Source organism: Limnohabitans sp. 2KL-1 (assembly GCF_003063435.1).
GTDB lineage: Bacteria > Pseudomonadota > Gammaproteobacteria > Burkholderiales > Burkholderiaceae_C > Limnohabitans_A.
Genome location: NZ_NESL01000001.1, coordinates 519165 through 534195 on the forward strand (window position 1 = coordinate 519165; position 15031 = coordinate 534195).

Consider the following 15031-nt stretch of genomic DNA (forward strand, 5'->3'; position numbering starts at 1 on the left):
GAACGTGTGTGAAATTCAAAATGTCCGAAAAATCGCTGTTTGCGGTGTTGTTGCGCTCGCCGTGGTGGATCAGTTTTGTGCTGGTGGCGGTCGTGGCGCTGGTGGCGGGCGCTTTTTTGCCCAAGGAATACGTGACCGCGGGCATGTTGGGCGGCTTTCCGTTTTTGGTCATTGGCTGCATGGCGCTGTGGCGACAGAGAAACCTGCCCAGCCCCGCCTTGACCGAGAAGGTGCTGCAAAGTCTTGCCAGCATGGGCTGGCGTGATTTTTCGGCCTTGCTGGCGACCGCATTCACCCGTCAGGGCTACACCGTGACGCTGCTGGCAGGCCCGGCCGACATGCAGCTGGAAAAAAAGGGCGTGCTCACCGTGGTCGGTGCCAAGCGCTGGAAAGCCGCAGCCTTGGGCATTGACCCGCTGCGCGAGCTGGTGACCACGCGTGACCAACTGCAAGCGGCCCACAGCGTGTGCATCACCTTGGGGCAGGTCAGCGCCAAGGCCCGCGAATACGCTGCCCAAAACCGCATCACCCTTATCTCGGATGGCGAACTGGTGGTGTTGACCGCCGACGCTTTCAAAAGCCTGTGAGCCTATGACCTCTGAACGTCAAAGCCTGGATGCCCAGGCCCTGCAGGCCCTGGGTCAAGCCGCAACACCCCTGGCCTGCACCTGCCCCGTGGGCGCGTGCACCGGTTGGGAAAGCGTGACCGAAGACCGCTGGCCCGCAGCGCAAATGACCACCTTGGGCAGTTTGCGTGCGATGCCCGCCGACCCCTATGCCGGCACAGAGGCCGAGCCCACGTTTGAAGAGTTCCATCTGCGGGGCACCCGCTACGAATCCCCCGACGCCCCGATTGCCCCACGCTACTTTCCATACAACCGCTGCGACGTTCTGGCCTGCGGTCCATGCCAGCGCGTGTTGCTCAAGTACACCGAATTTGGCGGCTACTACGTGGACCACCGCGTGCGCGCCCTGCAGCCCGAGTTGGTGGTCGACGCCCCCGAGCCCAATGCGCCATGAAATGGGCGAGCTCAGTCCGGTTTGATGCCGTTGTCGCGCACCACTTTGGCCCAGGTGTCGATCTGGCCATCGATGAAGGTTTTGGCTTTCTCGACACTGCCGCCTGAAATCTCGATACCCTGAGCCACCAGGCGTTTGGACACGTCCGGGTTGCTCAGCACCTTGTTCAGCTCTTCGTTCATGCGCTTGACGATGTCGGGTGGTGTTTTGGCCGAGGCCAGCAAGGCCCACCAGGCGGGCGCTTCAAAGCCCGGAAAACCCGCTTCGGCAATCGTGGGCACATCCGGAAAGTCGGCCACCCGCTTGGCCGATGTCACCGCCAGCGGACGCAGGCGTTTGCTGTCGATGTGCGGCTTGTTCAAGAACACCGTGCTCATGGTCAGGGGAATGTGCCCCGCAATCGCATCGTTCATCAAGGGACCACCGCCTTTGAACGGCACATGGTTGAACTCCAGGCCCCCGTTTTTGGCCAGCAAAGCCATGGCCAGGTGGCCCAGACTGCCATTGCCGATGGTGCCAAACGACACGTTCTTTTTGGCTTTGGCCGCGGCCACCACATCGGCAAATGACTTGTACTCGGTGCCCACATGGGTGGACAGCATCATGGCCGAGGTGCCCACCAGTACCAGCGGCACCAGGTCTTTCTTGCTGTCATAAGGCATGTTGGCCATCAGGCTCTGGTTCACGCCATGGGTGTCAAACACCACCGCAAAGGTGTAGCCATCGGCCGGCGCGGCGAGCACGCTGGCCGTGCCGATCACGCCCGAGGCACCCCCCTTGTTTTCCACCACCACGCTCTGGCCCAGCTGCTGGGAGAGTGGCCCCGACAGAATGCGCGCCACCTGGTCGACCGAGCCGCCCGGCGGAAACACCGCCACCAGCTTGATGGGCTGTTTGCCGGGCCAGGCTTGTGCCCAGGACAGAAGGGGCAAGCCCGTCAGCAAGACCGCGCAAACCGCGCGAGTGATCATGGTTCTCATGTGCAGGGCCTTTGAAATGTGAAGAAAGCCAGTATGGCGGCACAAAGGTTTTTGTGATTCAGCGTATTCCCTGAATCGCGCGTGGACTTGCCGCCATCGTCCGCAGTGGGCGCACCGTGGCGATGAGGCCAGCGGGAAAACGCTGTCTTGACAGGGGCGTAGGGTCCGTCGAAAGTGCGAGGCAGATCTTCAGACGGGTTGAGCATGAACACTTTCCAGCACGAGCACATCGCCAACGTGATCAGCGTGGCCACCCACGGCGCAGCGGCTGCGGCACCACGCCATGAACAGCTCATCCGCGATTCCTGGTTCCGTTGCGTGCACGAACACCAGCTGGACCCCACGCGCATGCAAGAAGCGATCATCTTGCCGCAAGCGCGCTTGCGTGAACACCAGGACCAGATGGAGGCGTTCCTGCACATCGCCCGGCATGGCCTGGAGACGCTTTACTCCAAAGTGGCCGGGCTTGGGTATGTGGTGTTGTTGACCGATGCCAAAGGTGTGACGGTGGATTTTCTGGGTGATCTGGTGTTCGAGCCCAGCCTGCGCAAAGCAGGCTTGTACCTTGGGGCTGACTGGAGCGAGCAGCATGCGGGCACTTGCGGTGTGGGCACCTGCATCAGCACCGGGCAGGCGCTCACCGTGCACCTGGACGACCATTTCGATGCGACCCACATTCCGCTGACCTGCACCACTGCGCCGATTTACGACAGCCGGGGCCAACTCAGTGCGGTGCTCGACATCTCGCAATTGAGCTCGGCCCAGCCCAAGTCGAGCCAGCATCTGGCGCTACAGTTGGTGCAGATGTATGCACACGACATTGAGAATGCCGCTTTTTTGTACCGGCACCGGCGGGACTGGATTTTGCGTTTGTCCAGCGCACCGCAGTTTCTGGATGTGCAACCGGAGTACCTGTTGGCGCTGGACAGCAATGGACGCGTGGTGGGTTACAACCGCCGTGCGCAATTGGGTCTGCAGAACGATCCCGCACAGCCCTTGCTGGGCACACGCTTTGAACGATTGTTTGACTTGCCTTTCGCCGATCTGGGCCGCTATGTGCAAACACGGCCTTCGGACCAGCGCGCGGTTTTGCATGCAGGTGGCCGACAATTGTTGTTTCTGTCGGCCACGCCGCCGCCCAAGTTGCCGACCAGCCAGCGTCAAAGCGATGTGGTGGTGCCACCTGCACTGGCGGCGCTGTCAGCGGGCGACCCGCCACTGGAGCGGCAAATTGAGCGTGTGGCGCGACTGGTCAATTCGCCCATCAGTTTGCTGATCACGGGAGAAACCGGCTCAGGCAAGGAGTACTTTGCCAAGGCGGTGCACGCTAGCAGCGAACGCAGGCAGCGCCCTTTCATTGCGGTCAACTGCGCGGCCATCCCCGAGGCCCTGATCGAGAGCGAGTTGTTCGGGTATTTGCCCGGCAGCTTTTCCGGTGCTGCGCCCAAGGGCAAACGCGGGCTGATCCCCGAGGCCGATGGGGGTACTTTGTTCCTCGATGAAATCGGTGACATGCCCCTGGCCTTGCAGGCACGGCTGTTGCGCGTGCTGTCCGAACGCGAAGTGTTGCCCGTGGGGGCCACACGGGCTGTGCCGGTCAATGTGCGGGTGATTGCGGCCACCCATGCGCCGCTGGAAGCCCGGGTGCGGGCCGGGCGTTTTCGGGACGACCTGTATTACCGCCTGAATGGGGCGCACATCACGTTGCCGCCTCTGCGCGAGCGAGCGGACCTGAGCGCCATGATCGACCGCCTGCTGCAAGGGCGCACGCTGACCCCCGAGGCCCGTCAGCGCCTGTTGCAGCACCGCTGGCCGGGCAATCTGCGCGAGTTGCGCAATGTGCTCGATTACGCCAGCAGCATGGGCCGCCATGACCCGTTGGAGCTGGACGACTTGCCGGACCTGCCGGGCATCGACGAAGCCGGATTGGGCATATCAAGCAGCGCAGCGCAGCCCTTGCCCACGGGCGGCGAGGCCGCTTTGCTGCAAGCGCTGCGCCAGGCCCAGTGGAACGTGAGCGCCGTGGCCCGTGATCTGAAGGTGTCGCGCATGACGCTGTACCGGCGCATGAAGCGTTCGGGCATCGTGGCACCGCATCGGCAGGGCGATTGAGCGGATTTTTGAACACGGCGATCCTGTGACACCTGTCACAGGCCAGGGTGTGACACCTGACGCGCTGTGACATCCGGGAAGACCCCGGGGCGGTTTGAATTTGTTGTGGTCTGACAAGGACTTGCGCGTGGCAGCCTGGCTGGCACGGCATTTGATTGTCTAGAGGCACCGCACCACGTCGGGTGCGGCACAACCAGGAGAGAAACCCATGAGTGACAAGACCCCCTCACAGAGGGCTCAGGATTGGCTGTCGGGCTTTGAGCAAGCCATGCGCCAAGGCCAGGCCGCCCAAGCTGCGGCCCTGTTTGACACCGACTGCTATTGGCGGGATCTGGTGTCGTTCACCTGGAACATTTGCACCCAGGAAGGCCCAAATGCCATCGAGGCCATGCTGCAAGCGCGGCTGGCCGATGTGCAGCCCTCGAACTTTGCATTGGAAGGCGAAGCCACCGAGGCCGATGGCGTGGTCGATGCTTGGTTCACCTTTGAAACCGGTGTCTCGCGCGGACGTGGTCACCTGCGGCTTAAGGCTACGGCCCAAGGCGACCGGGCCTGGACGCTGTTGACCACCATGACCGAGCTCAAAGGCTTTGAGGAAAAAAAGGGCAGCCGCCGCATCAAAGGGGCCGAACACGGGGCGCAAGTGGGCCGCAAAAGCTGGCTGGAGCGACGCCAGGATGAAGAGGCCCGCTTGGGCTACGACGAGCAGCCCCATGTGCTGATCGTGGGGGGTGGTCAGGGCGGCATCATGCTGGCGGCCCGGCTGCGGCGGCTGGGTGTGCCGACCATCGTGGTCGAGCGCAATGAAAAAGCGGGTGACAGCTGGCGCAAGCGCTACAAAACCCTGTGCCTGCACGACCCGGTTTGGTACGACCACCTGCCCTACATGCCTTTCCCCGACGACTGGCCGGTGTTTGCACCCAAAGACAAGGTGGGCGACTGGCTGGAGATGTACACCAAGGTCATGGAGATCAACTACTGGGGATCGACCACCGCCAAAAAGGCCACCTTCAACGAGGCCAAAGGCGAGTGGGAAGTTGTGGTTGATCGGGCGGGCAAAGAAGTGGTGTTGCGCCCCAAGGAGTTGGTGTTTGCGCTGGGCGTGTCGGGTTATGCCAACGTGCCCAAGATTGCGGGCGCTGACAGCTTTTTGGGCGACCAGCACCATTCCAGCAAGCACCCTGGCCCCGAAGCCTACAAAGGCAAAAAAGCGGTAGTGCTGGGCTCCAACAATTCGGCGCACGACATCTGCGCTGCCCTGTGGGAAAACGGTGTTGATGTGACCATGGTGCAGCGCAGCAGCACGCACATAGCGCCCTCGGAGTCACTGATGGAGCTGGCGCTGGGCGGCCTGTACAGCGAAGAGGCGGTGCAAAACGGCATTGACCACCACAAGGCCGATCTGGTGTTTGCCAGCGTGCCCTATCAGATCATGCACACCTTCCACATTCCGGTGTACGACGAAATGAAAAAGCGCGACGCCGACCTGTATGGACGGCTGGAGAAGGCAGGCTTCATGCTGGACTTTGGCGACGATGGCTCGGGCCTGTTCATGAAGTACCTGCGCCGGGGCTCGGGTTATTACATTGATGTGGGTGCGAGCGAGCTGGTGGCCAACGGCAGCGTGAAGCTCAAAAGCCACAACAACATCGAGCGCATCAACCCCAAAAGCGTGACCTTGACCGATGGCACCGAGCTGGAGGCCGATTTGCTGGTGTACGCCACAGGTTATGGCTCGATGAACCACTGGCTGGCCGACCTGATTTCGCCCGAAGTGGCTGACCGCGTGGGCAAGGTCTGGGGTTTGGGTTCGGGCACCACCAAAGACCCCGGCCCGTGGGAGGGCGAGTTGCGCAACATGTGGAAACCCACCCAGCAAAAGCAGTTGTGGATCCATGGCGGCAACCTGCACCAAAGCCGCCACTACTCGCAGTTCTTGTCGCTGCAACTGAAGGCGCGTTACGAAGGCCTGGACACGCCGGTGTACAAGCCTGCGCCGGTGCACCACTTGCGCTGAAACGGGCGCTGACCTGGCGCTGATCGCCACCTTCATCGGCACACTTTCGGGTGTGCGGGTGGCGTGGCTTTCAAATCCTTCAAGGTCTTGTCTGGGGCGTGGCCATCTGTCAGGCGAGCGCCAAGCCATGGAGGGACTCTGATGGGGCGCGCGCCCCTCGGTCAGGCTCTACCCAGCAAATGCGTCAGCGCCGAAAACCCAGCGGCCCGCTCGATCACCTCACCTGCGGCCAGCATCCGGTCTTCGCGGAATTTGGTGCTGACGATTTGCACGCCCACGGGCAAGCCGTTCATCACCCCGGTCGGCACCGACAGGCCAGGCAAACCCAGCGTGGCGGTGCTCAGCAAGGGCGCTTGGGCCAGCAGGATTTGGGCGGTGCGCTCGGCCGAACGCTGGTCGTCGTCGATGGGGAATTGCCGCTCCCAGGAGTTGGGCATGAGCAGCACCGGGTACCGCTCCAAAAACACCGCCCAGTCGCGGGCGATGTTGAAGCGCCGGGTCATCGAGTCCAGATACTGGTCGCGGTCCCACACCGGGTTGATGGCCATGTAGTGGCTCAAAGCGGTGCGCAAAGCGTCGTCGCCGTGCTCGCGCATGAAGGGCTCGCCGCCCCGGCGCATGTCGTTCATGACCATGTTGAACTGCATGGCCGAGACCTCTGCAAAGTGGGGGGGCTCCACTTCTTCGACGGTGTAGCCTGCCTTCTGCAACCACTGGGCCGCCTGATCGACGGCAGCGCTCACCGTGGGGTCAACGGCCGAATGCGCCCAGTTGCGGAAAACGGCCACGCGGCATGGCTGCTGGGCATCGGCAAATTCCAGCGGGGCGGGTACCCATTGCGGGTCGAGTGCCAAACTTTGGGGCGAGCCTTGCGCCATGACTTGCAGGGCCAGCCGTGCATCGGCCACCGTGCGGGTGAGCGGGCCTTGCACCGACATTTGCTGGTTGCTGATGATGCGGTTGGGGGCGCTGGCCTTGTAAGACGGTACGCGGCCCACGGTGGTGCGCAGGCCCACCACGCCACAGGCCCAGGCCGGGTAGCGGATCGAGCCACCATAGTCGTTGCCATGCGCGATCGCGCCCATGCCCAAGGCCGTGGCCGCAGCCGCGCCGCCGCTGGAGCCACCGGGTGTAACGCCCGCATCAAACGGGTTGAGCGTGCGGCCATGGAAGGCGTTGTCGGTGAACCAGCGCAGCGAAAAGGCGGGCGCGTTGTTGCGTCCCACCACAATGGCCCCCGCTTCGCGCATGGACTGCACCAGGGGTGAGTCGGTGCTGGCGATGTTGTCCTTGAAGTCGTGCACACCTTCGTCGGTGGCCTCGCCCTGCACGTCGATGTTGACCTTGATGGTGACCGGCACGCCGTGCAGCGGCCCCAGAGCATCGCCCCGGGTTTGTGCGGCGTCGGCCGCATCGGCGGCTTGCAAAGCTTTCTCGGGCGTGACGCTGGCCAAGGCGTTGACCTGCGGGTTGACCTCGGCAATGCGGGCCAACACACTTTCGGTGGCGGCGCGTGCGGTGGTCTCGCGGCGGGCGATGCAAGCGGCCAGTTCGGTGGCGCTCAGTTGCCAAAGTTTGGTGGCCATGGTGTTCAGTCTTTCAAAAAGCGTTGTGTGAGCAAGGCCCAGAAGGCAGCGCCCACGGGCAAGATGTCGTCGTTGAAGTCATAGCCCGGGTTGTGCACCATGCAGGCGTGGGCGACCGCACTGTCACCTGTGCCTTCACCCGTGCTCTCGCCCGCACCATTGCCTATCATGAAATAACTGCCCGGGCAGTGCTCCAGCATGACGGCAAAGTCTTCGCTGCCCGTGAGCGCGCGGCCCTGGCGCGTGACACGTTCGGCCCCGAGCAGCTCGGTGCCCACTTGGCGGGCCAGTTCGGTCTCTGCGGCGGTGTTCACCAGCACGGGGTAATCGCGCTTGTAGTCGATCTGCGCCAACACGCCCAGGCTTTGGGCCTGCGCTGTGACCAGCTGCGTGATGCGTTCTTGCAGCAGGTCGCGCACCTCGCGGTCAAGCGAGCGCACGCTCAGCTCCAACCGGGCGCTGGCAGGGATCACGTTGTTGGCCTGGCCTGCCACGAGCGAACCGACGGTGATGACGGCCGTGTGCTGCGGGTCCACATTGCGCGAGACGATGGTTTGCAGCGTCATGACGATGGCGGCCGCTGCCACGATGGGGTCTTGTGCGCGGTGCGGCATGGCACCGTGTCCGCCCACCCCCGTCAGCGTGATGGTCACATCGTCGCTGGAAGCCATGGCCGGGCCCTCGATGAACACCAGCTGCCCCGCAGGCACGCCGGGCATGTTGTGTGCAGCAAAAATCGCGTCACACGGAAAGCGCTCAAACAGACCTTCTTCGATCATGATCTTCGCGCCGCCCGGGTGCTCTTCGGCGGGCTGAAAAATCAGGTTCAGCGTGCCCGAATACTCGACCTCTTGCGCGATGTATTGCGCTGCCGCCATCAGCATGGCGGTGTGCCCGTCGTGGCCACAAGCGTGCATCACGCCTTCGTGCACGCTGCGGTGCTCAAACACATTGACTTCGTGGATGGGCAGTGCGTCCATGTCGGCCCGCAGGCCCAGACGCTTGACGCCCTTGCCGCGCTGGAGCTGGGCCACCAGGCCCGTCGTCGCCAAGCCGCGTGTGACGGTGTAGCCCCAGCTTTGCAACTGCTGGGCCAACAGCTCAGAGGTGCGGAACTCTTTCAGGCCCAGCTCGGGGTGGCGGTGCAAATCGTGGCGCAGCGCCACAAAGGGCGCGGCACGCGTTTGCAGGGCATGCAGCACGCTCATTGGGCTTCGAGCTTGATCGATTTGGCGATGCCCTGGTAAAGCTTGACCTCATCGGCATACACCTGCTGGGTCTGGTCCAGACGCAAAGCTTCACCCACTTCCTGGCCCATGGCGGTCATGGTGTTGCGGAAATCGGCGTCGAACATGACCTTGGTCAGCGCCCGGTGCAGGGCTTCGACGACGGGCTCAGGCGTGCCTTTTTTCACGTAGTAGCCGCTGCCAATCGTGTAATGAAAGCCTTTGAGCTCCTTGGCCTGGTCTACCGAGGGCACATCCGGAATCAGGCGCTGCGGCTGGGGTGACAAGGCGGCAATGAATTTGATCTTGCCTTCTTTGGCCATGTGCACATGGGGTGCGCCGTAAGGGGTGATGAACAGGTCAATCTGGCCACCCACCAAATCCTGCGTGATGGGGCCACCGCCCTTGTAGGGCACATGCAGCATTTCAGCGCCCAGCTTTTTGGCCATTTCTTCACCCAGCAAATGGTAGAAGCTGCCGATGCCCACGCTGGCGTAATTGACCGGTTTGCCCGCTTTGGCGCGTTTGACGATCTCGGCCACCATCTCTTGCGGGGTGTTGCCCGGGAAGTTCTTGCTGGCGACGATGGCCATCGGGGCCATGGCCATGCGCTGGATCAGGCGAAAGTCATCGGGCTTGTGCTTGACGGCCTTCATGGCCAAGGGGGCGAGGATGAGTTCGTTGGGCGAGCCCTGGAAGAGGTAGTAGCCGTCTGCGGGGGTATTGAGCACTTTTTGCGCCGCGATGGCCCCGCCTGCGCCGCCCAGGTTTTCGATGATGACCGGCTGCTTGAGCTCGGCCGCCAAGGGCACGTTGATCTTGCGCGCGATGATGTCCGACAGGCCGCCAGCCGGGTAGGGCACCATCAGGTTGATGGGCTTGTTGGGATAGCTTTGCGCTTGCGCAGGGGCCTGAACGGCCAGGGCCGCGCCCAGCAACAGGCCCAAGGTGTTGATCAGTTTCATGGGGTTCTCCATCGTCAAAAAGATGGCCCCATGCTAGTCCTGCGAGGGGACAACTGAAAGACTGTCAATTTTCTTCATGACAACTTCTGGTTTTCACTGCTTTACACTGCTGCAGCATGAAACTGCACCAACTCCAAGCCCTGGTGGCCGCCGTCGAGCACGGCAGCATCCGCGCCGCTGCCCGAGAACTGCACCTGACTCAGGCGGCCCTGACCAAGTCCTTGCGCCAACTGGAAGAGGAGGCAGGGGTGGCCCTGCTGGTGCGCAAATCGCGTGGGGTGGGGCTGACCGAGGCAGGTTTGCGCTTGCACGCCCGGGCGCTGCTGGTGATGCGCCAGCTGGCGCTGGCACAAGACGAGTTGCAGCAAGCGCAGGGCGACGAGGCCGGCACGGTGCGCGTGGCGATCACGCCCTACCTGATGCTCACCGTGCTGGGCGAGGCATTTTTGTGGTTTCGCAAACGTTACCCGCGCATCGAGTTGCGCCTGATCGAAGGCCTGGTGGCCCGTGTGTTGCCGGGCTTGCGCGATGGCACGGTGGACTTTGCCATCGTGGCCGACAGCGGCGATGTCACGCCCCAGGAATTTCAATGCACCCGCTTGCACAAAGACCAGCAAAAACTGGTGGTGCGCGCCGGGCACCCGGTGCTGCGCCAGCCCACTGCGGCCAAGCTGGCCGCGCTGGAGTGGGTCATGCCCGGGCCTTTTTCTCAAGGACTGGACGAAGGCTTGCTGGCCATGTTTGCGCAGGCGGGCGTGTCACCACCGCAGCAGATCACGCGCTGCGACGCGATGGCCGCCATGGCCTTGATTCGGCAAACCGACGCCATGAGCGTGATGCCTGCGCCCTTGCTGGTCCAGCCCGAGGGGCATGGCTTGGTGGAGTTGTCGCTGCGCAGCATGCGCCCGCCCGACATCGATCTGGTGTTGTTGTCCCCACCCGAGGTGCCGCTCACCCCTGCAGCGGCTTATCTGGCCAGGTGCCTGACCGACGCGATTGCCGCGCGGGGCAAAGCCTGACAGCGGCATCGGCGCACATCGGGTTGGCGCCATGACCTCAGGCCATGGCAACAGCTTGAGGCTGCAAGTGGATGGGGGCGGCGTTGGCCTGGCCATCGAGCAAGGTGCCAAACAGGTTCTTCGGATCGGCCATTTGCGGGATCAGCGCCAGGCGCTCGCCGTAACCCAGCGCCAGCGCCGCGTCGTGCATGAAACGCAGGGCCGAAAAATCTTCCAGCGCAAAGCCCACCGAGTCGAACACCGTGATCTGCGCATCGCTGTCGCGGCCTGTGCGGCTGCCATTCAAAACTTCCCACAACTCGGTCACGGCAAAGTCGGTGGGCATTTGCTGGATGTCGCCTTCGACGCGGGTTTGCGGCGTGAACTCGACAAACACCTTGGCCGCTTGCAGCACATCGGCGGCCAGCTCGGTCTTGCCCGGACAGTCGCCGCCCACGGCGTTGATGTGCATGCCTGGGGCCAGCATGTCGGCCGTGACGATGGTGGCGCAGGATTTGTCGGCGGTGACGGTGGTCACGATGTCGGCACCTTGCACGGCCTCGGCAATGCTGGCGCAGACCTGCAGCTTCAGGCCGCTCCCACTCAGATTGGCCACCAGCTTGGCCGTGGCTTGTGGGTCGATGTCGAACAAACGCAGGGTGTCGATGCCCAGCAGGTGTTGAAAGGCGATGGCCTGGAACTCGCTTTGCGCGCCATTGCCGATCAGTGCCATCACCCGGCTGTCCGGGCGTGCCAATGTTTGCGCCGCCAGTGCCGAGGTGGCGGCGGTACGCATGGCGGTGGTCAGCGTCAACTCGCTTACCAGCGTGGGGGCGCCCGTGGCCACATCGGCCAACACGCCAAAGGCCATCACGGTCGATAAGCCGATGGCGGTGTTTTTGGGATGGCCGTTGACGTACTTGAAGCTGTAGGCGGTGTCGTCCGAGATCGGCATCAACTCGATCACGCCGTCTTTGGAGTGGTTGGCCACGCGGGCCGATTTGTCAAAGTCTGGCCAGCGCAAAAAGTCGGCGCGTATGTTGTCGGCAATGCCTGCGATGCAATTTTTGAGGCCCTTGCGGCGCACCAAGGCCACGGCGGCCGGGGCGCTCAGGTACAGGGGCGTGGTAGCCGAGGGGACGACTTGACCGCGAACGGTGAGGTCGTACTCAGAGGTCTTGGGTGTGTGGCTCATGTGCAGGTTTCTCCGGTCCTTCAGACCTTGTGTGTCGATGCCAGAAGTTTCTTGGAGCCACATGGCAATGTAAATCAGCAAAAATATGTTGTTTTATGCATTTAATTGTCAAAATGTCAGCATTGAATGACAATTTGCACCATGGACGACATTGACCAGCACCTGATCAGCCTGCTTCGGCAAAACGCCCGCATGAACATTGCCGACCTCGCGCACAAGCTGGGCGTGTCGCGCGGCACCGTGAACAACCGCCTGCGCAAACTCGAAGACAACCAGGTCATCGTGGGCTACACCATCAAGCTGCGCCCCGATGCCGAGCCCGAACGCATCAAGGCCTGGATGGGCGTGCTGATCGAGGGCAACACATCGCGGCAGGTGATCGCCAGCCTGTTGGGCGAACCCGGCGTGGTGGCCCTGCACGACACCAATGGCCGCTGGGATTTGCTGGCCGAGATCGAGGCCTCGTCGATGAAAGAGCTGTCCGATGTGCTGGAACGCGTACGACTGATCAGCGGCATCCGCAGCACCGAGACCAACATCCACTTGGCCACCTACCGCTGAGCACCCATGCACACCCTTGAACAACTGCGCAGCGGTGCACTGGCGGGCACGCGCCGCCTGGACTTGGCTTGTGGCCTGACCGAACTGCCCGACGAGATTTTTGCCCTGGCCGACACGCTGGAGGTGCTCAACCTGAGTGGCAACCGCTTGCGCGAATTGCCTCACCAACTGAGCCGCCTGCACAAGCTGCAGGTCCTGTTTGCCTCGGACAACGACTTTGAGGTACTGCCCGAAGTGCTGGGCGATTGCCCCAGCTTGCAGATGGTCGGCTTCAAGGCCAATCGCATAGCGGATGTGCCAGCTGCCGCGCTGCCACCCGCTTTGCGCTGGCTCACGCTCACCGACAACGCGATCCACCGCTTGCCCGCTGAACTGGGTCAACGCCCGGCATTGCAAAAGCTGATGCTGGCGGGCAACCGGCTGCAGGCCTTGCCCGACAGCCTGCAAAGCGCTCAGCACCTGGAGCTGCTGCGCGTGTCGGCCAACCGCCTGACCGAGGTGCCTGGCTGGCTGACCGAGCTGCCGCGCCTGTCCTGGCTGGCGCTGGCGGGCAATGCCATGGACTGGTTTTTTTCTGCTGCGGATGCGGCTTCTTCGTTGCCAAGCATCGCCTGGCCCGATCTGACCCACGGGCCGCTGCTGGGCGAGGGCGCTTCGGGCCACATCTACCAAGTGCAAGCCTCGGCCTGGCCGCAGCCCTTGGCGCTCAAGCTGTTCAAAGGCGAGGTGACCAGCGACGGCCTGCCCGAAGACGAACTGGCCGCCTGCCTCTCAGCAGGGCAGCACCCCGTGCTCACCACGCCCGTGGCGCGGCTCGCAGGCCACCCCGCGCAGGCTCAGGGTTTGCTCATGCCGCTGATCCCTGCGGCGCACATCAATCTGGCGGGTCCGCCCAGTTTGCAAAGCTGCACCCGCGACGTGTACCCGCCGGGCTTTCAGCTCTCAGCCGCTTTGGCCCTGGGCATCGCCTGTGATGTGGCCGGTGCCGTGGCACACCTGCACCAACGCGGTGTGATGCATGGTGACCTTTACGCGCACAACATCCTCATCGACCCGGTGCACGGTCATGCCCGTTTGGGCGACTTTGGCGCGGCCACTCGGCTGCCGACCGATCAGCTCGAACTGCGTCAAAGCCTGCTGGCGCTGGAGGTGAGGGCCTTGGGGTGTTTGTTGGAAGAGTTGGCCCTTGCGGTGCAGTCCTCATCACCAACCTCTGACCACACGCCTTGGGTTCAGAAGTCAGGCCCGTCCTCAACAGCAGATGTTTCAACAGCCGACGCAGCTGTCCAAACCTTGCAAGCACTGGCCCGTGCATGCCTGTCAGCGCAACCGCGTCAGCGGCCCAATGCAGCCGAAGTGGCGCAAGCCCTCCAAACCCTCAAGCCTTGACGATCGTGACCTGATTCAGATGGGCCTGCGCCTTGACCAGCGAGGGCACCATCTCGCTGCCATAACCCAAAGCCACGGCCGTGTTCAGGGCCTGGTGCACGCTGGTGCCGATGATGGAGGGCACTTTCATGCTGTCGGCCAGGTGCGAGTAATAACGCAAATCCTTGGCCGCGTTGTTCAGCTCGAACTTCATCGCACCGTAGTCGCCCTGCAAGGTTTTGCTCATCAGCTGGAACAGGCCCGAATTGACCCCGCCGGCAGAGATGACCTGCACCAGCTGATTCAAGTCCACGCCCGCCTTGGCCCCCACGGCAAAGGCCTCGGCTGTGGCGGTGCAAATGGCTTGCGCCACGAAGTTGTTGAGCAATTTGATGACATGGCCTGCGCCCATCTCGCCCACATGGAACACGTTTTCGCTGTAGGCGCGAATCACAGGCTCGATGCGGGCAAACACCCCAGGCGACGCCCCCACCATGGAATTGAGCTTGCCCGCCTCGGCTTCGATGGGCGTGCGTGTGAGCGGCGCGTCCACATAAATCACGCCCTGCTCGGCGCACAGTGCGGCCAAGCGACGGGTGGACTCGGGCTCGCTGGTGGAGGTGTCGATGACGATCAGGCCCGCGCGGGCCTTGGACAGCAAACCACCCGGCCCGGCCACCACCGCCTCGACCTGTGGCGAGCCGGTCACACAAATGAGCACCGCATCACAGGCGGCCAAGTCGGCATAACTGCCCACCTGGCGGGCACCTGCGGCCAACAGGTCCTGCACGGGCGCGGTGCGCTGGTGCACCGAAATCGACAAATCAAACCCCTTGGCCCGGATGTTCTTGGCCATGCCATGGCCCATCAAACCCGAAGCGCCCACAAATCCGATGTGTTGCATGTGAGTCTCTGGTGTGTGGTGAATGAGAGGCAACCATTCTGGAAGATTGCGCAGGGTGGGGGTGTCGCGTGTGTAATTTCAACCGCAAACTTAATGATT

Annotated in this window: 13 protein-coding genes; 7 read left to right on the forward strand and 6 right to left on the reverse strand. The window is 62.9% G+C overall.

What is annotated here, in order from left to right:
• Positions 1 to 8: 8 nt before the first annotated feature.
• Both B9Z47_RS02415 and B9Z47_RS02420 read left to right on the forward strand, forming a co-directional pair.
• Entirely contained in the window at positions 9 to 587 is a 579-nt protein-coding gene (locus tag B9Z47_RS02415; RefSeq protein ID WP_108329633.1) for a restriction endonuclease, read from the forward strand.
• Between the two features lie 4 nt (positions 588 to 591).
• The gene (locus B9Z47_RS02420; protein WP_108329634.1) at positions 592 to 1020 is read left to right on the forward strand and encodes a hypothetical protein; all 429 of its coding nucleotides are present in this window, start codon (positions 592 to 594) and stop codon (positions 1018 to 1020) included.
• An 11-nt stretch (positions 1021 to 1031) separates the two neighbouring features.
• Here B9Z47_RS02420 and B9Z47_RS02425 read toward each other — a convergent pair whose 3' ends face one another.
• Positions 1032 to 2000 carry a tripartite tricarboxylate transporter substrate binding protein gene (locus B9Z47_RS02425; protein WP_108329635.1) on the reverse strand — a complete coding sequence of 323 codons (969 nt, stop codon included), beginning with the start codon at positions 1998 to 2000 and terminating at the stop codon, positions 1032 to 1034.
• 204 nt (positions 2001 to 2204) lie between these two features.
• On the opposite strand from B9Z47_RS02425, the gene B9Z47_RS02430 reads away from it, so the two are divergent.
• The gene (locus tag B9Z47_RS02430) at positions 2205 to 4112 is read left to right on the forward strand and encodes a sigma-54-dependent Fis family transcriptional regulator (protein WP_108329636.1); all 1908 of its coding nucleotides are present in this window, start codon (positions 2205 to 2207) and stop codon (positions 4110 to 4112) included.
• 208 nt (positions 4113 to 4320) lie between these two features.
• Complete coding sequence (locus B9Z47_RS02435; protein WP_108329637.1) at positions 4321 to 6129, forward strand: NAD(P)/FAD-dependent oxidoreductase; 1809 nt, start codon at positions 4321 to 4323, stop codon at positions 6127 to 6129.
• A 161-nt stretch (positions 6130 to 6290) separates the two neighbouring features.
• Here B9Z47_RS02435 and B9Z47_RS02440 read toward each other — a convergent pair whose 3' ends face one another.
• The 3 genes from B9Z47_RS02440 to B9Z47_RS02450 are packed head-to-tail and all read right to left on the reverse strand — an operon-like array spanning position 6291 to position 9906.
• Positions 6291 to 7715, reverse strand: a complete 1425-nt coding sequence (locus tag B9Z47_RS02440; RefSeq protein WP_108329638.1) for an amidase — start codon at positions 7713 to 7715, stop codon at positions 6291 to 6293.
• A 5-nt stretch (positions 7716 to 7720) separates the two neighbouring features.
• Positions 7721 to 8923 (reverse strand): M20 aminoacylase family protein, encoded by a 1203-nt coding sequence (locus B9Z47_RS02445; RefSeq protein WP_108329639.1) that lies wholly within the window; start codon positions 8921 to 8923, stop codon positions 7721 to 7723.
• Positions 8920 to 9906, reverse strand: coding sequence for a tripartite tricarboxylate transporter substrate binding protein (locus B9Z47_RS02450; protein WP_158271605.1), 987 nt, complete (start codon positions 9904 to 9906; stop codon positions 8920 to 8922). The genes B9Z47_RS02445 and B9Z47_RS02450 overlap by 4 nt, the downstream gene beginning before the upstream one ends.
• Positions 9907 to 10022: 116 nt before the next feature.
• On the opposite strand from B9Z47_RS02450, the gene B9Z47_RS02455 reads away from it, so the two are divergent.
• Entirely contained in the window at positions 10023 to 10925 is a 903-nt protein-coding gene (locus B9Z47_RS02455) for a LysR substrate-binding domain-containing protein (protein ID WP_108329641.1), read from the forward strand.
• A 37-nt stretch (positions 10926 to 10962) separates the two neighbouring features.
• Here B9Z47_RS02455 and B9Z47_RS02460 read toward each other — a convergent pair whose 3' ends face one another.
• Complete coding sequence (locus B9Z47_RS02460; protein ID WP_233253612.1) at positions 10963 to 12162, reverse strand: ornithine cyclodeaminase; 1200 nt, start codon at positions 12160 to 12162, stop codon at positions 10963 to 10965.
• 78 nt (positions 12163 to 12240) lie between these two features.
• Here B9Z47_RS02460 and B9Z47_RS02465 point away from each other — a divergent pair, with 78 nt between their 5' ends.
• Positions 12241 to 12660: an Lrp/AsnC family transcriptional regulator gene (locus tag B9Z47_RS02465; RefSeq protein ID WP_108329642.1), complete on the forward strand. Its 420-nt coding sequence runs from the start codon at positions 12241 to 12243 to the stop codon at positions 12658 to 12660.
• Positions 12661 to 12666: 6 nt separating this feature from the next.
• Positions 12667 to 14049, forward strand: a complete 1383-nt coding sequence (locus tag B9Z47_RS02470) for a leucine-rich repeat-containing protein kinase family protein (protein ID WP_108329643.1) — start codon at positions 12667 to 12669, stop codon at positions 14047 to 14049.
• On the opposite strand, the gene B9Z47_RS02475 is transcribed toward B9Z47_RS02470, so the two are convergent.
• Positions 14039 to 14932: an NAD(P)-dependent oxidoreductase gene (locus B9Z47_RS02475; protein WP_108329644.1), complete on the reverse strand. Its 894-nt coding sequence runs from the start codon at positions 14930 to 14932 to the stop codon at positions 14039 to 14041. The two genes, B9Z47_RS02470 and B9Z47_RS02475, sit on opposite strands and share 11 nt — an antisense overlap.
• Positions 14933 to 15031: the final 99 nt, after the last annotated feature.